At 32.5% G+C, this 23041-nt stretch carries 20 protein-coding genes; 7 read left to right on the top strand and 13 right to left on the bottom strand.

The window, feature by feature from the left end; translation table 11 throughout:
- Positions 1-30: 30 nt before the first annotated feature.
- Positions 31-504: a transcription elongation factor GreA gene (gene greA, locus RH81_RS09175; protein WP_033959864.1), complete on the bottom strand. Its 474-nt coding sequence runs from the start codon at positions 502-504 to the stop codon at positions 31-33.
- Positions 505-652: 148 nt separating this feature from the next.
- On the opposite strand from greA, the gene RH81_RS09170 reads away from it, so the two are divergent.
- Complete coding sequence (locus tag RH81_RS09170) at positions 653-1081, top strand: Rieske (2Fe-2S) protein (RefSeq protein ID WP_033959863.1); 429 nt, start codon at positions 653-655, stop codon at positions 1079-1081.
- A 73-nt stretch (positions 1082-1154) separates the two neighbouring features.
- Here the strand turns inward: RH81_RS09170 and RH81_RS09165 are convergent, their stop codons facing one another.
- The 8 genes from RH81_RS09165 to RH81_RS09130 form a co-directional block, all read right to left on the bottom strand.
- Positions 1155-3335 carry a TonB-dependent receptor gene (locus tag RH81_RS09165; RefSeq protein WP_033959862.1) on the bottom strand — a complete coding sequence of 727 codons (2181 nt, stop codon included), beginning with the start codon at positions 3333-3335 and terminating at the stop codon, positions 1155-1157.
- Positions 3336-3681: 346 nt separating this feature from the next.
- A complete protein-coding gene (gene arfB, locus RH81_RS09160) occupies positions 3682-4089 on the bottom strand; it encodes an alternative ribosome rescue aminoacyl-tRNA hydrolase ArfB (protein ID WP_033959861.1) in 408 nt (135 codons plus the stop codon).
- 1 nt (position 4090) lies between these two features.
- Entirely contained in the window at positions 4091-5647 is a 1557-nt protein-coding gene (locus tag RH81_RS09155) for a DUF4301 family protein (RefSeq protein ID WP_033959860.1), read from the bottom strand.
- Positions 5644-6219 (bottom strand): AAA family ATPase, encoded by a 576-nt coding sequence (locus RH81_RS09150; RefSeq protein ID WP_033959859.1) that lies wholly within the window; start codon positions 6217-6219, stop codon positions 5644-5646. The genes RH81_RS09155 and RH81_RS09150 overlap by 4 nt, the downstream gene beginning before the upstream one ends.
- The gene (gene pnuC, locus RH81_RS09145; protein ID WP_081988260.1) at positions 6171-6812 is read right to left on the bottom strand and encodes a nicotinamide riboside transporter PnuC; all 642 of its coding nucleotides are present in this window, start codon (positions 6810-6812) and stop codon (positions 6171-6173) included. Before pnuC ends, RH81_RS09150 begins: the two co-directional genes overlap by 49 nt.
- Positions 6796-7056, bottom strand: coding sequence for a thiamine-binding protein (locus RH81_RS09140; protein ID WP_033959858.1), 261 nt, complete (start codon positions 7054-7056; stop codon positions 6796-6798). The genes pnuC and RH81_RS09140 overlap by 17 nt, the downstream gene beginning before the upstream one ends.
- A gap of 2 nt (positions 7057-7058) precedes the next feature.
- Complete coding sequence (locus RH81_RS09135; protein ID WP_033959857.1) at positions 7059-7784, bottom strand: phosphoglycerol geranylgeranyltransferase; 726 nt, start codon at positions 7782-7784, stop codon at positions 7059-7061.
- Positions 7785-8411: a 4'-phosphopantetheinyl transferase family protein gene (locus RH81_RS09130; RefSeq protein ID WP_033959856.1), complete on the bottom strand. Its 627-nt coding sequence runs from the start codon at positions 8409-8411 to the stop codon at positions 7785-7787.
- A gap of 135 nt (positions 8412-8546) precedes the next feature.
- On the opposite strand from RH81_RS09130, the gene ahcY reads away from it, so the two are divergent.
- From ahcY to RH81_RS09110, 4 genes are all read left to right on the top strand, one after another.
- Positions 8547-9863: an adenosylhomocysteinase gene (gene ahcY, locus RH81_RS09125; protein ID WP_033959855.1), complete on the top strand. Its 1317-nt coding sequence runs from the start codon at positions 8547-8549 to the stop codon at positions 9861-9863.
- Between the two features lie 112 nt (positions 9864-9975).
- On the top strand, positions 9976-11118 hold the full coding sequence (locus RH81_RS09120) for a methionine aminotransferase (protein WP_033959853.1): 1143 nt from the start codon (positions 9976-9978) through the stop codon (positions 11116-11118).
- A 65-nt stretch (positions 11119-11183) separates the two neighbouring features.
- Complete coding sequence (locus RH81_RS09115; protein ID WP_152604812.1) at positions 11184-11525, top strand: hypothetical protein; 342 nt, start codon at positions 11184-11186, stop codon at positions 11523-11525.
- A 185-nt stretch (positions 11526-11710) separates the two neighbouring features.
- The gene (locus RH81_RS09110; RefSeq protein WP_033959849.1) at positions 11711-12490 is read left to right on the top strand and encodes an amidohydrolase; all 780 of its coding nucleotides are present in this window, start codon (positions 11711-11713) and stop codon (positions 12488-12490) included.
- Here the strand turns inward: RH81_RS09110 and RH81_RS09105 are convergent.
- Both RH81_RS09105 and RH81_RS09100 read right to left on the bottom strand, forming a co-directional pair.
- Positions 12477-14084 (bottom strand): Ig-like domain-containing domain, encoded by a 1608-nt coding sequence (locus RH81_RS09105; RefSeq protein ID WP_033959848.1) that lies wholly within the window; start codon positions 14082-14084, stop codon positions 12477-12479. The two genes, RH81_RS09110 and RH81_RS09105, sit on opposite strands and share 14 nt — an antisense overlap.
- An 84-nt stretch (positions 14085-14168) precedes the next feature.
- Complete coding sequence (locus RH81_RS09100) at positions 14169-14849, bottom strand: ComF family protein (protein WP_033959847.1); 681 nt, start codon at positions 14847-14849, stop codon at positions 14169-14171.
- A 69-nt stretch (positions 14850-14918) separates the two neighbouring features.
- Here RH81_RS09100 and RH81_RS09095 point away from each other — a divergent pair, with 69 nt between their 5' ends.
- Both RH81_RS09095 and RH81_RS09090 read left to right on the top strand, forming a co-directional pair.
- Positions 14919-15803 carry a hypothetical protein gene (locus tag RH81_RS09095; protein ID WP_033959846.1) on the top strand — a complete coding sequence of 295 codons (885 nt, stop codon included), beginning with the start codon at positions 14919-14921 and terminating at the stop codon, positions 15801-15803.
- A gap of 63 nt (positions 15804-15866) precedes the next feature.
- Entirely contained in the window at positions 15867-17408 is a 1542-nt protein-coding gene (locus tag RH81_RS09090; RefSeq protein WP_033959844.1) for a glycine--tRNA ligase, read from the top strand.
- A 145-nt stretch (positions 17409-17553) separates the two neighbouring features.
- On the opposite strand, the gene RH81_RS09085 is transcribed toward RH81_RS09090, so the two are convergent.
- Entirely contained in the window at positions 17554-18699 is a 1146-nt protein-coding gene (locus RH81_RS09085; protein ID WP_033959843.1) for an efflux RND transporter periplasmic adaptor subunit, read from the bottom strand.
- 2 nt (positions 18700-18701) lie between these two features.
- On the bottom strand, positions 18702-23015 hold the full coding sequence (locus RH81_RS09080; RefSeq protein ID WP_033959841.1) for a CusA/CzcA family heavy metal efflux RND transporter: 4314 nt from the start codon (positions 23013-23015) through the stop codon (positions 18702-18704).
- Between the last annotated feature and the right edge of the window lie 26 nt (positions 23016-23041).

The following is a 23041-nucleotide window of genomic DNA, read 5'->3' as shown; positions in this document are numbered from 1 at the left end:
CACTAAAAATAGTTAATGTGACAAGTTCAATTATCTGCTAATTTCTAATATATCAAATTTCATTACTCCATTTGGCACTTGGACTTCAGCAACTTCACCAACAGTCTTCCCTAATAAACCTTTCCCAATTGGTGAATTTACAGAGATTTTTCCTGAAGCTAAATCAGCTTCACCATCAGCAACCAACGTATAGGTTAGTTCCATACCATTCGTTTGATTTTTTATTCTCACACTAGATAAAACCAGCGCCTTTGACGTATCCATTTGAGACTCATCAATTACACGTGCTCCTGCTAAAGTATCTTCAAGTTTAGAAATTTTCATTTCTAACATACCCTGTGCTTCTTTTGCAGCATCATACTCAGCATTTTCACTCAAATCACCTTTATCTCTGGCTTCTCCGATTGCTCGAGATGCATTTGGTCTCTCAATATCCTTTAATTGTTTAAGTTCATCTCTTAACTTTTTTAAACCTTCAGGAGTATAATAAGATACTTTACTCATAATTCATTCGTTTATTAATAAAAAAAAGATTCCGAAACATGTCCGGAATAAAAAAATCCCGCTCGCACGAGATTTGTTATACAAAGATACAAAATATTTATTTCAACCTTTAAATTATTGTAAATTGTCACCAAAATTTAACAAGCTAATGAAGAAACTTATATTCGTTTTATCGCTCTTACTTTTAACCACTTGTAAAAAAAGTGACGACGACTCTGTAAATAATTGTAACTTTTTAATTAATGTTGGCGTCAATAGGACTATTAGCCTGAATTTACCTCAGTATAGTCAATTACAGTTTACTACCAATTCTGTTTATATTGCTAATGAAGGAAATGCAGGTATTTATGTGACTAATGTAGGTGGAAACTTTAGAGCTTATGATGCTGCTGATCCTAATCATATTCCTGACACCTGTTCTTTTTTAACTGCTAATGGCACAATAGTAACTTGTGGCTGTCCAGAAGAAAATCAATATAATTTATTAACTGGTTTTGCTGAAGGAGCGCAATTACCTTGTGCTTTGCAAGAATATCGTGTAACCGCTAATGGATCTGAATTAACAATTACGAATTGATTCAAAATAATGAAGACATAAAAAAACTCCCAAATGATGAATTTGGGAGTTTTTTTTATATTTTATATTGAGTCTAAAATTTCAACGTAGCTCCCAACAAAAAGTTTGTTGTGGCTTGCGGATAAAACCCAGCACCTTCAACTGTTGTAATTGTTCCTGGATTCGTAAAATCATCATCATAAGTGAAATAATATCCATTAGAAACATACTTCTCATTAAAGATATTATTGACCAATCCAGTAAAAATAACAGCATCAAAAATTGATTTTGGTTTAATTGTATAAGAGACACTAAAATCATTTATAAAGAAGCTATCAAGTTTTGATATATCGGCTTCAGTATTACTCATGTATTGTTCACCAACAAATTTGCTTAATAACGACATTTGTAAATTTTTAATCGGTTGATAAACGATGGCATTCGCAGCAATAAGTTCTGGTGAAAAAGCGATATCTGTTTTGCCAAGATTCATCAAATCTCCATCAAAGGAAATAATAGTTTCTCTGTTTTGATTTGAACTTAACGTAATATTAGGTTGCAAAGTCAATTTTGAAGACACAGGAATCACAGCTTCTAACTCCAAGCCTAAACGATAACTTTCTCCACTATTTGTTCGAATTGGGTTTCCAACACCATCAATATTTCCAGTAAGAACCAACTGTTCATTGTACAGCATTAAGTAACCATTAGCATTAAAACTAAAGTTCCTTTTTTTATGTCGCCATCCTAATTCAAAGTCATTAAGTTGTTCTGGATTAATATCTGGATTGTTTTCAAAATCGCCACGACTTGGTTCTCTATTAGCTCTGGCATATGAGAAATACAAATCGTTTTTGGTGTTTAATTCATAAGTGATTCCAGCTTTTGGGTTGAAAAATGTAAAATTTTCATCTACCGTAAAATTAGTCAAATTGGAAGCTATTCCTGATGTTGCATAATTCACATTTCTCATTTGTAAATCACCATAAAGCTTTATCTTATCGTTAAGTCTAAAATTAGCTTTTACAAATACTGAAAAGTCGTTTTTCTTTCCATTACCATCATAATAGCGGTCTCTAATATCACTCTGACTAGCAAACTCGGCCCAAACAACTTCTCCAAAATGATCTCCATCATAATGACTAAACGATGTGCCAAAAATCATATCTAGATTATTGTTCTTATAATTTGCACTTGCATTGAAAACGTAAAAGTCATTATCTAACCATCGACGTCTAATTAAATCTGTAGTTGTTTGTTGTTGGCCATTAACGGTTAAAGGCTGAAATCCATAAGTGTCAAAATCATCATCCTCTCTAAACTGTTCAAAAAATCCTCGACCATAAGTGTAGTTTAATCCTACTGTTGTCGACCATTGGTTGTTATAACGCTGACTCCAATGCAACTGGTAATGATCTTGTTTGTAGTCATCAACTTCACGATCATAAAATCGTGTACTCCCATCATCATCCGTATAAATTCCTGCAGGATTAAATGTTCTATCATCTTTTAGAGTTTGAGCATCAATTCCAAACCAAGATTGATAGGTAACTTCACTACCTCCAAATGTAATGGCTTTAATAAGCGTGTTATCATCAATATAAGACCCTTGTAAAAAGTAAGATTTTAAATCTGTAGATGCTCTGTCAATATAACCATCTGAAGAAATATTAGACAAACGACCAGCAATTTCAAAGTGTTCATTTAGCACACCTGTACTAAACTTCAAAGTATGTTTTCTTGTATTAAAACTTCCGATGGAATTAGAAATTTCTCCATTAGCTTCTTTTGAAATAGCATCAGTAAGCACATTTATACTAGCTCCGAAAGCACCAGAACCATTAGTAGATGTACCAACTCCTCTCTGTAATTGCAGACTTTCCACAGATGAGGCAAAGTCTCCTAAATTCACCCAAAACGTACCTAAAGATTCGGCATCATTATAAGGAATGCCATTAATAGTAATGTTAGTCGATTGCGCACTAACACCACGAACACGAATACCTGTATAACCAATTCCTGCTCCAGCATCTGAAGTGGTAACAACGGAAGGTAAAAAGTTTAATAAAACGGGAATGTCTTGCCCTAAATTTCGTTTAGTAAGGTCTTCTTTTGTAACATTAGAATGCGTAATTGGTGATTTAGCGTCAACGCGAACAGCTTTTACTAAAACTTCGTCAAGCTTTTCAACTTTGGTTGAGTCTTGTTCTTTTTCTTGTGAAAACGCACAATACGATAGTACAAAAAGACTTAAGAATGCGAATAAATTTTTCATGCGATTATAGTTTATAATCGAATAAAAAGAGGTCATTATTCTTTGTTAATAATTAGTTTTTTGAGCATTAAGCTTATACAATATTGAAATGATGTTTTAAGTTTTGAATCACTACATGTATAATTACAACATGTTCAAATTCAGAAGTAAAACAAACATTGATGACCTTATCGCACTCGCTAAAAATGTCCAGTGGACATTTTCGTTATGCTCGCTTCCTTAACAGCATTACCTGCTCAGGTTCAATGGGTATGATCTCAGCCGATAATAGGCACCCCTTTTTTGAGAACGTTGCAAAGGTAAAATAGATTTATTGATTGCGCATCAATATTCTTTAAATTTTTAATTAATCTATTTGAGGTGGTTTGCGATTTGACTTCTTCTCAGACTTTTTGCGCTTGTTTGCTAATCGCTTTCTTTTAACTGCCTTAGGTGTTTTTGTTGGAATTCGTTCTTTGTCCTCAATCAAATTGGTTTTGATTAACTCTAAAAAACGACTTATGACTATAGCTTTATTTTTATGTTGACTTCGGCTTTCACCACACTGCAAAATCAAAACAAAAGCTTTGGTTAATCTCGTTTCCAAATTAGTTTTAAGTAACTCTTTTTGTTCTTCTGATAAGATTTCAGAAGATTCTAAATCAAAGGTCAATTCAACCTTAGATGCAGTTTTATTAACATGTTGTCCACCAGCTCCAGAACTTCGAACGGCTTTAAAAGCTAATTCATTTAATATGGCTTGTTCATCAAACATTTTATTTGATTTGATGTGGCGCTTTTAATAAATCGTTAACTGTTTTTACGGGATTGAATGTAATTAAAGGAACTTCAACAAAAATGGTATTCCAATTAGCCATGCTACCATTCCAAAGTCCAGGAAGCTCAAGTGCTTTAAGATCTTTTCCTGTTTTTGTTTTCATGGTAATAAAAGCAGCTTTAGAATCGATAAACTTTTTTAAATCGAACTTTTCGCCTTTATAATTTTTAGCACCACAAACCAAATCAACAGGATTAAAATGAGTGGCATTCTTTGAAATTTGTTTTTGAAGTTTACTCTTCTTATTAATTTGAGCAGATTCTACTATTTGAAGCGATATTCTTCCGCTTTCATCTTTAACCCAGAACGGTCCACCTCCTGGTTCTCCTTCATTTTTCACCATTCCACAAACACGAATTGGGCGATTCAGTTTTTCAGTTAAATATTCTATCTGATATTTAAGGGAATATTTTTCAAACTCAGAACTAATCTTTACATTCATTTTATTGACCAAAAACTCACCTATTTCAATAAGTTGTTCTTCGTTAACAACAACCTCATCTAATAAGTGTAGATAATTAAATGCTTGCTCTTGTATCTTTAATAAAATACCTGCCAGCACCTTCTTGTATTTGGCAACCTCATTCTTGTATTTATAGGTAACAACATTATCTATATTCTTAATGAAAATAATGTCTGCATTAAGGTCATTTAAATTTTCAATCAATGCGCCATGACCTGAAGGTCTAAAGAGTAAAGAATCATTTTCTTCTCTAAACGGTTTGTTTTTTGGTGATACAGCAATTGTATCTGTAGATTCCTTTTGATATGAAAAAGAAATATCAAACTTGGAACCTGTTTTTTCTTCTACTTTTTGTTCAATTCTAGAAAATTCTTCGTCAAATTTATGATTGTGTTTTTCAGATATGGTAAAGTGTAGCTTTGTAGATTCATTATTTGAAGAATATAAAGCTGACTCATATAAATGCTCTTCAAAAGCTGTAGACACAACTTGGTTTTTATATTCATGAAAAGGCATTAGACCTTTTGGTGAATTTCCATAATCGAGCTTGTCATGATCCAACATCATTTGAACAAACTTTAAACCTTGTTCGTTTATAGATAAAGAATCAAAATCGGGATGATTTTCTTTAAGTCTTCCTTGAACCGTATGATAAAATGGAAATTTATCTAAACCAATAAAAAAGAGAGACAATTCGTTGTTTTTGTGTTTATTAATATAGGAATTTATACTTCCTTTTTCAAGATCATATTCCTCTAAAAAACTATACAAAAACTTAAACATTCTAGTCGCTGCACCAGATGCTGGAACGAATTTTAAAATGGAAATGATGTCTTTTTTAGATTCAAAATAAGACATAAACTGTTGTATGTCATTATCAGACAGTCTTAATATGCCATCATTTATTGTGGCTTCCGCGACGAGATTAGCAAAAGGAATTCCATTCTCAAAAAGTTCAATTTGTCTTTCTACTTTTTTTAAAGTCAGTCCTTTACGTTCTATTTGTTGTATGTCTTTTTCTGAAAAAATCAATCTACCTTATTTAAAAGTTCATTTATTTGGGTTTTACAAATGCTAAGTCGTTCTTCAAAACTTCCTTTAACAATAATATATCTTTTTTTAGATTCTACTAGAGCTTGTTCAAAAGCGGTAAACATTTGCAACCTTGAATTGGGTTGATCTCGAATTGAATCAGCCTCCCAAGGCGTGTCAATATAAGTCAAAAAATATAAATCATAAGTGTTTTCGTAAGCATATTTTTTAACTAGATCTGGACAAAATCCGTCATAATAAAGCTCAGAATAGACCTTAGTTTCTAGCAAGTCAGTATCACAAATTAAAAACGTATTTGCTCTCTTAAGTTGCTCATTTTCTGAGTTAATTTGTCCGACAGCAATAGGTAAAACATCATTTTGAGATAACTGCAGGTTCTGTTTTGCTTTAGTTTCAGCATAACTTCGAGAAAACTCTTGCACATAAACTGTATCGTAATATTTAGCCAATTCTTTAGCGAGTGATGACTTTCCAGTAGATTCTGGACCATACAAAACGACTTTTATACAGTTTGGGTTTCCTTCTGAGATTTGTTTAAGCTTTTCTTCCATGCTAAATAGCCTTGTATTGCTAAAATGGTAAATATTAAATATTGCAAAGATAACATTCCCCAACCTCTATAAGCATAAAGTGGGACTGTGATAATATCTGCAAAAATCCAAAGCGTCCAATTTTCTAACTTTTTATTAGCCATAAACCACATCGCAGTAAAAAAGATACCTGATGTGAATATATCAATATAATTAGAAGAATCGATCACTGTTCCGTATCCTTTATAAATCAAATAAGTTATGAGCATTGTAAGTAGAAACATGCCAAATCCAATCCACTTCTCTTTGTTACTTGTTCTTGAAATTGGTACTACATATTTATCATTCTTTTTTCTTGACCAATTCCACCATCCGTAAATACTCATTACAGAATAGTAAAAATTCATCATCATATCTCCCATGAGCTCATCATGTAAAAAAATGTAAACTGTAATTACTGTAGCAACAAGTCCGACAGGATAAACCAAAATATTCTCTCGCATTGCAAATATTACACTTGCAATACCAAAGAAGAAGGCTATAGCTTCGAGAACAATTAAATGAGTCGCTCTATTTTGATAGGTTTCAAAAAAAAACTCAAAAATGTGGTTCATAGTCGTATCTATCAGATTTTACGATTTTCATATGAAGCAAACCTCTCTCTATGAGCTGAAACGCTTCTTTAATTTCAACAGTCAACAAGCTCATCACCTCATCATAGTCTCCATAAACTTGTGTGCTCAAAGGGTTTTCTAAGACTTTTAGTTTAGAAGCTCGTAATTGTTTTATAAAATGAATAATTGCAGGTTCATAATCGTCATGCAAAGGCGTCAATGTTAGTTCAACTGATATATTCATAGCTATTTTTTTAATTCATCAAAAAAGGAAACATCTTCTTCAAAAGCAGTTCCAATCACGACAAGATTTGCTCCAGAATTGTAGGCCTCTTCCAATTGCTTTTTACTTCTAATTCCGCCCCCAACAATTAAAGGAATACTTAACTCTTGCTTTACAGTACTAATTATTTCTAATGGCACAGGGTTTAAAGCACCACTTCCTGCTTCAAGATACACTAATTGCATACCTAATAGCTCTCCTGCTTTAGCAGTATCGACAATCTGCTGTACATTTTGCCTAGATAAAGGTTTGGTTTTAGTCACCTTTTCTACCGAAGTTTGTTTGCCGTTTTCAATTAAAACATAACCTGTTGGTATGACTTCCAAATTTGAACTTCTCAATTTTGAAACTGCCTTTATATGTTTACTAATTAGATAATCTGGATTAGTTCCAGAAATTAAGGATAAGAACAGTAACGCATCTGCCTGATTTGTAATTTGAGTTACATCACCCGGAAATAAAACAATAGGTAAATTTGTGTGTACTTTAATTTTGACAACTAATTCTTGAGTCTCATTTTCATCAACAGTACTGCCACCAACAAAAATATGTGTAGCGATTGATTGATTCACCTTTTTAATAAATCCGGATACCATTTCAACAGCCATTTTATCAGGATCTATTAAAACTGCTAAGAGTTTTTCTCCTTTAGAAATTGAATTTAATATGTTGTTGTAAACTGCCTTCATTTATGTTGTCACAAAAGCACAAGTGAATCCTTCAAATTCTAAGAAATGCGTATTGTATCTATATTTTTTGTTTTTGTAATCTATCCATGCTACAGTTTCATTATCATCGAGCATAAATGGAATGACTAAAAAGTGTTCTCTAAAAAGCATACCAGGCGTCGCAAACAATTTATATAAGGACTCTTTAATTCCCCAAATAATTGTCAGTTTTTTAATGTAGTCTTCATCCTTTTCAGACACATAATTAAACTCATAATCCACAAACTTCTTGGCAATAATAGCAATCTTTTCACGCTGTTTTTCAATATCTATTCCAACTTCAGAATCACTTATAATTACTCCTGAAAAGGTAAAAGAATGTGTAATAGAAATATGCTTTCCATCTTTTAAATGTGGTTTCCCATTCTCGTCATAATATAAATCTTGATCTGTATATCCAAAATCTCTCAGAAGATGACGAACACTTAAGAATCCACGTTGATGAAGCTCGCTCTTCATTCCTAAAACCCGTTCTAAACTGTTTGATTTTAAATCTAACGGTCTTAACAAATCCTCGTAAGACTCAGTAATCTTCCAGATTTTAACAGTAGTTTGTGAGTTAGAAATGAGTGTTTTATAGAGAGGCATTTAATTTTCTGAAAGTTAATAGTTATCTTTGCACTGCTAAAACGCAAAATTAGGCAATTTTGATAAGCGAATTTAACTATTTTAAGTTCAACACCAAAGTTGTCGACTTTTAAAAACATTAAGAAAATAAGAGATATGAATACAAAAACAATTCCTTTCGTAGCTAACAAAGTAAAAGACATGTCGCTTGCGGCTTGGGGAAGAAAAGAAATTGAATTAGCTGAAGCAGAAATGCCAGGATTAATGAGTTTACGTGAAGAGTATAAAGACTCACAACCCCTTAAAGGCGCTCGTATTGCTGGGTGTTTGCACATGACGATTCAAACTGCTGTTTTAATTGAAACATTACAATCACTTGGAGCAGAAGTTACTTGGAGTTCTTGTAACATTTTCTCAACTCAAGATCAAGCTGCTGCAGCTATTGCTGAAGCAGGAACTGCTGTTTATGCATGGAAAGACATGACAGAAGAAGAATTTGATTGGTGTATTGAACAAACCTTATTCTTTGGTGAAGACAGAAAACCATTAAATTTAATTTTAGATGATGGTGGAGATTTAACAAATATGGTTTTGGATAGATATCCAGAGTTAGCAGCAGGAATTAATGGTTTATCAGAGGAAACTACAACCGGAGTTCACCGTTTATACGATAGAGTAAAAGCAGGAACGTTACCTATGCCTGCAATTAATGTTAATGATTCGGTTACTAAATCGAAGTTTGACAATAAATATGGTTGTAAAGAATCTGCTGTAGATGCCATTCGTCGTGCAACAGATATTATGTTAGCAGGTAAACGTGTAACTGTTTGTGGTTATGGTGATGTTGGTAAAGGAACTGCTGCCTCTTTTAAAGGTGCTGGAAGTATCGTTACTGTAACAGAAATTGATCCAATTTGTGCTTTACAAGCTGCAATGGATGGTTTTGAAGTAAAGAAATTAGAAACAGTTATTGGAAATACAGATATCGTAATAACAACTACTGGGAATAAAGATATAGTTCAATCACGTCATTTTGAAGCATTAAAAGACAAAGCAATCGTTTGTAACATTGGCCACTTTGATAATGAAATTGATATGGCTTGGTTAAATGAAAATCATGGTCATACTAAAGATACTATTAAGCCACAAGTAGATAAATATAACGTCAACGGAAACGATGTTATAATTTTAGCTGAAGGTCGTTTAGTAAACTTAGGTTGTGCAACTGGTCATCCAAGTTTTGTAATGAGTAACTCATTTACAAACCAAACGTTAGCGCAAATTGAATTGTGGACTAACAAAGAAGCTTACGGAAATGATGTATATATGCTACCTAAAGCTTTAGATGAAAAAGTTGCAAAATTACACTTAGCAAAAATCGGTGTTGAGCTTACAGAGCTTCGTGAAGATCAAGCAAGTTATATTGGTGTAACTGTTGAAGGTCCTTACAAACCTGAACATTACAGGTACTAGATTAATTACTAAAGCGTAACGCTTTTAGACATATAAAACCCTTGCAGAGATGTAAGGGTTTTTTTTGTTTCTAATCTTCCTTTTGAATAAATGGTCTTTGTATATTTACTTTATGCAATTCACACCAAAACTCAACAACGTAGAAACCTCTATCTTTTCAGTAATGAGTGCTTTAGCCAATAAGCACAATGCCATTAATTTATCACAAGGGTTTCCGAATTTTAAGAGCGATCAAAAATTAATTGATGGTGTAACATTAGCTATGAATTCTGGTTACAATCAGTATGCACCAATGGCTGGAAGTTTAGAATTACGTCAAGCCATATCTAAAAAATTCGAAATTCTATATAACTTAAGTTACCATCCAGAAACTGAAATTACAGTTACAGCTGGTGCAACTCAAGCCATATTTACAATCATTTCTTCATTTATAAAACCAAATGATGAAGTCATCATATTTAAACCAGCTTATGATAGCTATCAACCTTCTATTGAAGCCAATGGTGGAAAAGCAATTTCTATTGCCTTAGAAGCTCCAAATTATAGAATTAATTGGGACACAGTAAAAGACAATATCAATCCTAATACAAAAATGATAATCATTAATACACCTCACAATCCTACAGGTACTGTGATGAGTAATAATGACATGCTGAAACTTCAAGAACTTACCGATGGAACAAACATTATTATTCTTAGTGATGAAGTATATGAGCATATTATTTTTGATGGTGAACAACATCAAAGCATTTGTAGATTTAAAAACTTAAAACAACGTAGTTTTATTACAGCATCTTTTGGTAAAACCTTTCATAATACAGGCTGGAAAATTGGCTACTGTTGCGCTCCAAAAGAATTAATGGAAGCCTTTAGAAATGTGCATCAATTCAATGTGTTTTCTGTACATCATCCGACTCAAAAAGCGCTAGCCGATTATCTACAAGACTCAAATAATTATCTAGAGCTCCCAAATTTCTATCAAGAAAAGCGCGATATCTTTTTAAATCTTATTAAAGATTCAAGGTTTAAATTCAAACCTTCAAAAGGTACTTATTTCCAGGTATTAGAGTATTCGGAAATTACATCTATGAATGATGTAGAATTTGCTAAACAATTAACTATTGAAAATGGTATTGCTTCTATTCCTTTATCTGTTTTTTACGACAATAAACTAGATCACAAAGTATTACGCTTTTGCTTTGCAAAAACCAATGAGACCTTAAAACAAGCCGCTGACATCCTAAATGAGATTTAACTAAATCTATAGTGACTTTTAAGTTATTTATGGTTCTAATATATAGAACTATAAAATTTAAAGTAATGAAATATATTATCCTAATCTTCGTACTTATGTTTAGCATTTCTCTAAATGCTCAAGACGTTAAAAAAGAAGGAAAGACGATTGCTGAAACTCTTAAACTAAAAGAGAATGTTTCAAGTAAAGAGGCGAAAAAACTAGAAAAAGGAAAGAATAAAGCCGAAAAAGCTCAAAAAAGAGATCAAGACAGACTTGATAGTGCAACCAAAAGATTAAAGAGCTCTCAAAAAAAATACGATAGACTTAAACGAAAAGGCAAACTATCTCCTAAACAAGAAGCTAAATGGTTAAAAAAACTTGAAGGTTACCAGGAAGATCTAAAAAGAGCAAAAAGGAAAGTTTAAACTACGTATTTAAATAATACATCATCTATTTCAGTTATAACATTGATAACTGAAATAGATTTTTTTTATATCTAAAATTTGTAAATTTAGTACATGAAACGAGCATACTAAAACTGTTTAATCACCCAAAGAAATTATTAATAGCGAACAGCATGTGACCGTTAAAAAACAATATAATTAAACACATGAAAAACGAATTAAAGATTGCCTTAGTGCAATCAAATTTAGTTTGGGAAAACCCAGAACAAAACAGACATAATTTTAGTTCTAAAATAGCCGAAATATCTGAGTCTGTAGATATTATCATATTGCCAGAAATGTTTACATCTGGATTTACAATGAATGCCGATCAAGTTGCAGAAACCATGACAGGCGAAACCATAGCTTGGATGAAAGACCTATCCAAAGAAAAGGATGCGGCAATTACTGGAAGTCTTATCATAAAAGTAGGTGACACTTTCTTTAACCGCTTGGTATTTGTTCATCCAAATGGAGAAATAGATTGTTATGACAAACGTCACACTTTTACATTGGCAGGCGAACACAAAGTTTTTAAAGCAGGTCACCATAATGTAATTATTGATTTTGAAGGCTGGAAAATCAAGCCTTTAATCTGTTATGATTTACGTTTTCCTGTTTGGGCTAGAAATACTGAAAATTATGATCTTTTATTTTACGTGGCTAATTGGCCAAAAGTAAGAGTTAGTGCTTGGGATGCTTTATTACAAGCTCGTGCTATTGAAAACATGAGCTACTGCATAGGAATTAATCGCGTTGGTCTTGATGCAAATAATTTTGAATATTCTGGACATTCAGCAGCTTATGATGCATTAGGAAAACGAATGGACACCATTCCATATGATAAAGAAGCTATTGAAATTGTAACCCTAAATAAAGCTCATGTCGAAACCTATAGAAAGAAACTAGGATTCTTAAATGATAAAGATAATTTTAATCTAATTTAAACACTTCTTCTGGATAATCCCAACCTGCTCGCCCATCAATCAGGCCTTTCGCATAACTAACACGTTCTGGTTGTTTTTGTAATAAGAAATTTCCTGAATCCCATTTTTGATTGCCATTAGTGTCATAAATCACACGAATGTAATACATACTTGGATCCAAATTTTTAAAGTCAAACAATTGTTCTTCTGTTGCAAATTGCTCGTATTTAACTTCTCCTTTTTCTGTTGTAAGTTGCACAATAACAGGATACACAGCATTTTCTAATCGAACTCGTATATTGGTATAATCTGCAAAGTTTTTTGTTCTTAAAGCATAATTCAAGGTGTCATTAACATTACCAAAGAAGTCTTCAAATGTGTTTGGTAACAATTGAATATTATACTTGTCTGATTCTTTCTTTTCAAATTTAAAACTGTAAATATTCTTAAGCTCATCAAAGCTTGTCGTAAACGGAACGTTAATAGAATCTTTATCTAAAATGGTGACTTGCTTTTCATCAATTTTCACAAAAGGAACTGTCCCTTCAAGCATAAAGTCTTCTGTAAAGTTTATGCTTCCAGACTGAAAAGCTCTTATCACCAATGAATCTTTGTCGATATCTCTAAATTTATGCATTAAGGTATCTACAAACGTTTTTTTAGTAATAACAAAAAAAGCAGAATCTATTTCAATCTTCGGCTTGTACCAATAGTATAAAGAGTCTTTTATTTTGTCTTTTGTAATTCTTTTTTCAAAGCCCTCAGGTGTGTCGCCTAACAATTCAATTTCCATATCTTCATAATCACCTTCATATCCAAAAGCAATTTTCTGACCAGCAATTTGTTTGGGTCTTTTGATATCAAAATCCAACACTTCTTTGAATAACTTTAAGGTATAACTTGAATCTGTCGGAACTGAAACAACACCTTCATAGAACCCAATTTTATCACTTTTTTGCTGATAAGTAAAGTTTCCATTCTCATCTTTAAGCGCAATAATTTTATACTGTCCTTCTTTAATGTTTTCAATACTAAAGTTTGTTAAACTATCTAGCGTATTAGTAATGTATTTTGGTTTCTGTTTGTAAACTGTTGAATCTGTATAGGTAGAATCTAGTTCATATAACATCACAGAAACGAAAGTATCAGGCTTCAATTTTTCAGCATCCATAATTGTACCTTTCACAGAAAGTGAATCAATAATATCTCCTGTAGAAAACACATACCTGTAATAATCGTAAGGATTTTCTTCGTTATTATCAACAATACTTTGACCAAAATTGAAGGCGTAAGTAGTATTATCTTCAAGCGTATCATTTATAATAATCTTAATATACTTACTTGCTGCACCTAAAGGAGTAATTGTAGGTTCTGTGTCCATTGGAGGTGAAATAATAAGCTGCTTTTGCATATTCTTCACCTTGATAAACTCATTGAAATATATACGGATCTCATTCCCTTTGAAATTTGTTGAGAAATTTTCTGGGACTACTTTTGTAATTAATGGTGGTTCAATATCTATTTCTCCACCAGAAGGCCTACCTCTATTAGCACAAGTAGAAAGCATACCTATACTTAACACTAAAACTAAAATCTTAAACCATTTAATACGCATTATGAATTCTAAATTTTGAACAAATTAACAACTATTTCAACCATAGCCAAAACAATTAACGTCCTTTTGACACTAGATAAACTTCTAATCTGTGATTGCCATTGTTGCTAGACTAAGTTTTATCCCTTCTATTGTAAAAAGTGCATTAGCACATGCTTCTATTGTTGCTCCTGTTGTTATAATATCATCAACTAGTAAAATATGTTTGTGCTTTAAAGTTTCTTGTTCAGATATTGTAAAATTTGCTTCAATGTTTGAACTTCGTTTCAATCGATCTTTAAACACTTGCGTTTTTGTTGCTGACAGCTTAACTAGTGTACTTGAATTATAATCTGCATTTAAGGCAATTGCTAAAGCTCTTCCAAATTTATCTACTTGATTATATCCTCTCTGTTTTTGTTTTGATTTATGCAATGGAACTGGTACAACAACATCTATAGTTTTATAGGAATCAGAATTTTTAAGCTCCTCTCCTAACCATTCGCCCAAGAACTGACCAATAACTTCATGACCTCTATATTTTAAATTATGCATGAGTTGTTGAACAATTCCTTTTTTAGAGAAATGCAAAAGCGCTGTAGCTTCTACAAGTTTTACACGACCATACACCATTTTATGTACAGCATTAGAACTGTCAAAATGAAAATTTGTTAGTGGTAATTGATGTCTACACGTTGTGCAAACATGTAGTTCATTGTCGGTCAAATGGTTTTGACAGGCCAAACAAACCTTTGGAAAAAATAAGTTTAACAAATTTATTACCATTTCATCGATTAAAATAAATTATTGTGATCATATTCTCTAGTTTCGCAAAGTAAAATAACAAAATTAATAATGATAGTTAACCCTCAATTATTTAACTATAGATTAATTATTGGTTCATTAATAGTTGCTGTTACAGTTTTAGGCGTTTTTAGTTTCACTAATTATCAATCCATTAAAACGCATCAACAATTTTTAGAACAAGAAAAGAAACTAGTAGAAAGTGAGTTATCACAAATGATAACAAGATATGACGAAGTTTCTATTTCAAATGATATAATCGCATCACAACTGGTAGTTGCTAAAAAAGATACTAGACTCGTTTTAGACTCTCTTAGTATGCTTCGAAGTGATCTTTCTGTTATTTCAAGATTCAAACAACAACTTTACAGTTTAAAACTTAAGAATAAATCCTTATTCACTGCAATTGACTCTCTAGATTTGGCAAACCAAAGTCTTGAAGAAGACAAAATAGTTGCTTACAATGAATTAGAAGTACAGCGTAGAGCAAACGTGACTTTATTAAAAGCAAATGAAAACCTTAATAGAAGTTTAGAAAAAGGCGCTCTACTAACTGCAAATTCATTTGATGCTAAATCGTTCACAAAAATTCTTGGTAAAAAACGTGCATCTAAGAGAGCTAAAAAGGTTGATCATATCGAAGTGTGTTTTACTTTGGCTGAAAATTCATTAACCGAACAAGGAGAAAAAGAAATCTATATTCAAATTGTTAATCCACAAAATAATGTTGTAGCTGATAAAGGCGCTATTGTTTTCGGGAATTCTTCTTTAATATATAGCTCTAAAAAAATAGTGGATTACCATAATGAAGTCATTGATATTTGTGTAGACATTAAGGCAGATGCAGATGAAAAACCACTTACTGAAGGCACCTATTTTATTAATGTTTTTAATAAAGACCGTAAACTAGGAAGCACTGAAGTAAAATTAAATTAAATAACACAACATAATTTATTAAAAACCGCTCTATAAATTGGAGCGGTTTTTTATTTTTGCACTATGGCAAACGAAGATCAATTTAAAAAAGTAATCTCTCATGCAAAAGAGTATGGTTACGTATTTCAAAGTAGCGAAATCTATGATGGATTAAGCGCAGTTTATGATTATGCTCAGAATGGAGCAGAACTCAAAAAAAATATCCGTGACTATTGGTGGAAAGCCATGGTGCAAATGAATGATAATATTGTAGGTATTGATACTGCAATATTTATGCATCCAACAACTTGGAAAGCATCTGGTCATGTAGATGCCTTTAGCGATCCTTTAATTGACAATAAAGATTCGAAAAAGAGATATCGTGCAGATGTTTTAGTGGAAGATTATTGTGCTAAAATTGAAAATAAAATTGAAAAAGAAGTCAAAAAAGCTGCAAAACGCTTTGGAGACGCTTTCAATAAAGAAGAGTTTTTAAGCACTAATGGAAGAGTTGTAGGTTATCAAGAAAAGATAAGCACTATTCTTAAACGCTTAGGTCAATCTCTAGAAAAGGAAGATTTAGCAGATGTAAAAGCGCTGATTGAAGAACTGGAAATTGCCGACCCTTTATCTGGTTCTAGAAACTGGACAGATGTTAAGCAATTTAATTTGATGTTTGGAACCAAACTTGGTGCCAGTGCAGAAAGCGCAATGGACTTATACTTACGTCCAGAAACAGCTCAAGGTATTTTCGTCAATTTCTTGAACGTTCAAAAATCTGGACGTATGAAAATTCCATTCGGAATTGCTCAAACAGGAAAAGCGTTTAGAAATGAAATCGTTGCAAGACAGTTTATTTTTAGAATGCGTGAATTTGAACAAATGGAAATGCAATTCTTTATCAAACCTGGCACTCAAAAAGAATGGTTTGAACACTGGAAAGAAACTCGTATGAAATGGCATCTGTCTTTAGGAATGGGACAAGATAATTACCGTTTTCATGATCATGAAAAATTAGCCCATTATGCAGATGCTGCAACAGATATAGAATTTAAATTCCCATTTGGGTTTAAAGAATTAGAAGGAATTCACTCACGTACCGATTTTGATTTAAAACAACATGAGGAGTTCTCTGGCAAAAAACTACAGTATTTTGATCAAGAAGAAAAAGCAAGTTATACACCTTATGTTTTAGAAACGTCAATTGGTTTAGATCGTATGTTCTTAGCCGTATTTTCAAATGCTCTAGAAGATGAAACTCTAGAAGATGGTAGCGTAAGAACAGTTTTAAAATTACCTGCAGTTTTAGCTCCAACTAAAGCAGCAATATTTCCTCTAATTGCAAAAGATGGCTTACCAGAAATCGCTAAACAAATTGTAGATGATTTAAAATGGGATTTCAATCTAGTTTATGAAGAAAAAGACACTGTAGGAAAACGTTATAGACGTCAAGATGCTAACGGAACTCCGTTTTGTATTACTGTAGATCACGATACATTAGAAGACAACATGGTTACCATTCGTCATAGAGATACTATGGAACAGCAACGTGTCAAGATTGAAGATTTACGTGAGATCATCAAAAAAGAAGTAGATGTAAAACATTGGCTTCAAAAAATGAAATAATAAATTCTTGTCCAAACAGGAATCTTGTAAAAAACTCCCAAGTAATTACTTGGGAGTTTTTTTATAATACATTGTAATTAACCGTAATTCCTTTTAAAAATTAAAGATACAATCCTAGTAAAAAGGTTGTCTAAAAATTTAACACCTAATGTGCATGTCCACCTTCGCTATCATTTAAAAGCATGCTGTTTCCTTTAACTAAGATTTGTTTGTCTTTTAGTTCTTCACTATTTAAAACTTCAACGCTTGTTTCAGTTTTAAAACCAATCTCTAATTTTACTTTTTCTAAATGAAATTCGTCACCATGTTGTTCTTCTAAAACCAAAACATAAGCCTCATCACCAATTTCAATCACTGCTTCTTTTGGAAGTCCAATATTTTTTCTGCTTTTAATAATAATATCTGCATCCACAAACATACCTACGATAAAGTTTTCTTTATCATTATCAACATGTCCATGTACTTTTACACGTCTTGTTTGTTCGTCAATTGTGGTACCCACTAAATGTACTTCTGCTTCAAAGGTTTTATCTGAAGCTTCAGGGATTTTAAACAGTATTTTCTGATCTTTTTTCACTTTCATTATGTCCTTTTCAAACACAGATAATTCTAAATGAATATGATCAATATCAACAATTTCCATAATAACATCACTTGGCGACACATAAGTTCCATTGCTAACGTTAACCTTAGTAATATGGCCATTCATTGGTGCATATAGATTTATGGTTGTAGAAATGCGTCCTTGCTCAACATTATTTGGATTAAGATTCATCATTTGCAATTTTTTACGCAATCCATTGTAATGTGCTAAGTTGCTTTTGTACACACTCTCTGCTTTTAAATAGTTTTTTTCAGAAGTGATTTTTTCATCAAACAATGTTTTTTGTCTGGTAAACTCAGATTTCAAGTAATTTAATTGCTCAGCAACCTCAAGGTAATTTTGCTGAATCTCAACAAACTCCGGATTTTTAAGAGTAACTAAAAGCTGTCCTTTTTTTACTCTATCTCCAATTAATAATGGTGTTTTGGTAATATAGCCACCTATAAATGTTGTAACACTAGATTTGTTGTGTGGTGGCACATCTATCATTCCATTTACTTTTACGATATCATTAAAACTGTATTCGGCTAACGTCCCGAAAGCCATTTTTTCGCCTTCAAATTGGGCTTTAGTTATAGTTAAACCTTCATCATGTGCTTCTGCTTCTGGTGTTGTTTCTACTTTTTTATCTGAACTTCCACAGGCTATTAAAACCATTGAAAATAATAGGATATATATGTTTTTCATCTTTATAAAATTAAATGATTGATTGTGATAACTGTTTGATTGTATTGGTTTAATTGCTCTAAATAATCAAGTTGAATATCTTTAGCTGTTTCTAAGCTTTGAATGTATTGAAAGAAATCAATTTCACCTTCTTTAAAGGTTCTATTTGCTGTTTTTATAATCTCTTCAGAAAGCGTTTCCCCTTGTGTTTCATAATATTGTATGGCTTCTTCATACTGCTGAAGTTTCGCCAATAAAGATTGGTATTCTGCATTCAGTTTAGCTTGATAATCTTGTTTTTGTTCTATAACTATTTCTTGAGCAATTTTGGCTGCCTTAATTTTAGAGCGCTGTCCACCAAACAAAATTGGAATCTTAATACCCAGTTGATACCCTTTTATATTATCATTTAAGCCACTGTTAGTGCCTTGAAAGTATTCTGCATTTAAATCTGGATACAGGCTTTGCCTCTCTAGTTTGGTTTGTGCTTTTTGGTAATTAATTGAGGCATCAAAAATCGATAAACCCACATTTTGTTGGGTAGATAAATTATCTACTTCTAGCTTCAATAGTAATCCATCTTCAATGGTAATAGAATCTACTTGCACGATTTTCTTAAGCTGCTCTCGATATAAAATTACATCTTGAAGTGACTGTTTATAAAGTGTTTCCAACTGTTTTTGTTTGGATTGCGCCGTAATCATTTCCAAATAATTAGTTTCGCCTAACTCAAAACGACGTTTTGCCTTTTTTGCAAAATCCTGATACAAGCTATCTAAATATTTATAATTTTCTGCTTTGTTTTTAGCATAACTTAATTGGTAATAAATAGCATAAACCTGTTTTTTAATTTGCTGTAACTGCAAGCTGAAATTAGCTTCCTGTAAACCTACTTTAGATTGGTTCAATTTTTTTTCAGCGAAATAAACCGTTGGGAATTTAAAGTCTTGCGAGATGCCAAAAACTTTTAAAGGCTCATTGTTTATAGCCAGATTGCTTTCGTCATAATTATAATAAATATTAGTTTTATCAAAAGTGAAAGCAGAACCAACTAATGCGTTAGATTGGTCAATTTTTAAGTTTTCTGCTTTTAAATTCGCGTTATTTTCAATAGCTAATTCTAAAGCCTGTTCGATATTTAATGGTTTATTTTGTGCTTGAACATTAAACGTTAAAAGCAATATAACCACAGGTACTATAGTTTTCTTATTCATTTTAAGTTCTTTTTTTTCTTCAAACCAGGCATATAAAACAGGCAAAACTACTAAGGTCAGTAAGGTTGCAGTAACTAATCCACCAATAACTACAGTGGCTAAAGGACGTTGTACTTCTGCTCCAGCATTTGTAGAAATAGCCATAGGCAAAAACCCTAAAGCTGCCGCTGCTGCTGTTAATAACACAGGACGTAAACGTTCAACTGTTCCTTTTTTAATACGTTCTTCAATGTTTGAAATACCCTCAGCTTTTAGTTCTTTAAAATGCTCGATTAATACAATTCCGTTTAGTACTGCAATTCCAAACAAGGCAATAAAACCAACTCCAGCAGAAATACTAAAAGGCAAATCTCTTAGCCACAATAATAGTATACCACCAACAGCAGAAAGCGGAATGGCAGAGTAAACAATTAAGGCTTCTTTAATAGAATTAAATGCGAAATAAAGCAGTATAAATATTAATACCAAAGCCACTGGAACAGCAACTAACAATCGATCTTTTGCACTTTGCAGATTTTCAAATTGTCCACCATAAGTAATGTTGTAACCCACGGGAAGCTTGAGCTTGCTTTCAATAATTTCCTGCACATCATTTACAACCGATTGCAGATCTCTATTTCTAACATTAATTCCAACGACAATGCGACGTTTAGTGTCATCTCTCGATATTTGAGCAGGACCAGTTGTATAGGTGATATCTGCCAATTCACTAAGCGGAATCTTATTTCCACTAGGTGTATCGACATATAAATTTTGTAAACTTTCTAGATCCTTTCTATTGTCTTGGTCTAAACGCATCACCAAATCAAAACGTTTTTCTCCTTCAAACACACTACCGACAGACTCACCTGCAAATCCCATAGAAATGATTTTATTTAAATCTGAAATATTAAGTCCGTAACGAGCAATTTTACTTCTATTAAATTTCACACTCATTTGCGGCAAACCTTCAACTTTTTCTACTGTAATATCTGCAGCACCTTCTACATTATCAATGAGTGCTTTAATCTCATCTGCTTTATTTGCTAGGACAGTTAAATCTTCACCAAAAATCTTAATTGCAACATCTGCTCTAACACCAGTGATAAGTTCATTAAATCTCATTTCAATAGGTTGCGTAAACTCGACCTCCATACCAGGTATCACTGCTAAGGCTTCTTTAAATTTATCAGCTAATTCATCTTTACTACTTGCCGAAGTCCATTCTGCTTTAGGTTTGAGTTTAACAATAACATCACTTTCCTCCATAGACATAGGATCTGTTGGTACTTCTGCGGCTCCAATTCGTGTAACTACTTGATCTACTTCTGGAAAATTATCTAATAAAATTTGTTCTATTCGCGTTGTTATTTCTATAGTCTTCCCAAGAGATGTTCCTGTTTTTAAAACGGGTTGAATAGCAAAGTCACCTTCATCTAAAGTGGGAATAAATTCGCCTCCCATTCTACTAAAAATCCAAATACTAGACGCAAGCAAAATAGCTGAAAGAACAACTACTATTCTTTTGTTAGATAAAGCCCAATTAATAATTGGTTGATAAGCTTTATTTAGAAAATTCATTAATCTAACAGAAATGTTTTTCGCAGACTGTTTACTAGGTTTTAAAAACAATGAAGACACGACGGGAACATACGTTAAGCACAAAATCATGGCTCCAATTAAGGCAAAGCTAAATGTCATTGCCATAGGTTTAAACATTTTGCCTTCAATACCACTTAAAGACAGAATTGGAATAAACACAATTAAGATGATTAATTGCCCAAAAATTGCAGAATTCATCATTTTTGAAGCGCTTTTAAGTGTTATTTGATCAATTTCTGCTTGTTTTTCGTTTTTGCTTATTCCTGAAAGGTGTGCAGATTTGGACATAATTTGGAACGCAATAAACTCTACAATAATTACTGCTCCATCAATGATAATTCCAAAATCGATGGCACCTAAACTCATTAAATTGGCATCTACTCCAAATTGACGCATTAGGATAATAGCAAATAATAAACTTAACGGAATAACGGAAGCAATTACTAAACCAGAACGCCAATTACCTAGAAGTAAAACCACTACGAAAATGACAATTAAAGATCCTAATATTAGGTTTTCGGCAACCGTAAAAGTAGTTTTTGCAATAAGTTCGCTTCGTTCTAAAAATCCGTTAATATAAACGCCTTCTGGTAATGTATTTTGTATAGATGCAACGCGCTCTTTTACAGCATCAATTACCTCTTTAGAGTTACCATCTCTAAGCATCATGATTTGCCCTAACACTTTTTCACCTTCACCATTTCCTGTTATTGCTCCAAATCGTGTAGCGCTACCAAAGCCAACCTTCGCAACATCTTTAATGTAAATTGGTGTGCCATCATTTTTCACAACAATCCTTTCAATATCTTGTAATGAAGTAACCAAACCTTCTCCACGAATAAAAAAGGCTTTGTTATTTTTTTCTATATAACCACCACCAGAAACACTGTTGTTTTTTTCTAAAGCATCGTAAATTTCTGCAATAGAGATATTCATAGCAGTTAACTTATTTGGATTGATAGCTACTTCGTATTGTTTTAAAAACCCTCCCCAAGTATTGACTTCAACTACTCCAGAAATTCCAGAAAGTTGACGTTTTACAATCCAATCTTGGATGGTACGTAAATCGGTTGTGGTGTATTTGTCTTCATAACCAGGTTTTACATCTAAAATGTATTGGTAAATCTCACCCAAACCTGTAGTAATAGGACCCATTTCAGGCGAGCCAAAACCTTCTGGAATTTGTTCTGAAGCCGATTTGATCTTTTCGGCAATAAGTTGTCGAGGTAAATACGTCCCTAAATCGTCATCGAAAACAATAGTAACCACTGATAATCCAAATTTCGAAATGGATCGAATCTCTTCAACTCCCGGTAAATTAGCCATTTCTAACTCTACAGGATAGGTAATAAATTGCTCTACATCTTGGGTAGACAAATTTCTAGATGTGGTAATTACCTGTACTTGATTATTGGTAATATCAGGTACTGCGCCAATTGGGATTTGAGTTAGCGAAAAAATCCCAAAACCAAAAATAAAGGCAGTAAAAAGGAAAATAATCAGCTTATTTCGTAAGCTGAATTTAATGATGTATTCTAACATAATTCATTGTAAAAAGCATTAATAAT

The organism is Psychroserpens jangbogonensis (genome assembly GCF_000797465.1).
Taxonomy (GTDB): Bacteria; Bacteroidota; Bacteroidia; order Flavobacteriales; family Flavobacteriaceae; genus Psychroserpens; species Psychroserpens jangbogonensis.
The sequence above is the reverse complement of the archived record's forward strand: the minus strand, read 5'-3'. Positions and strand labels throughout refer to the sequence as shown.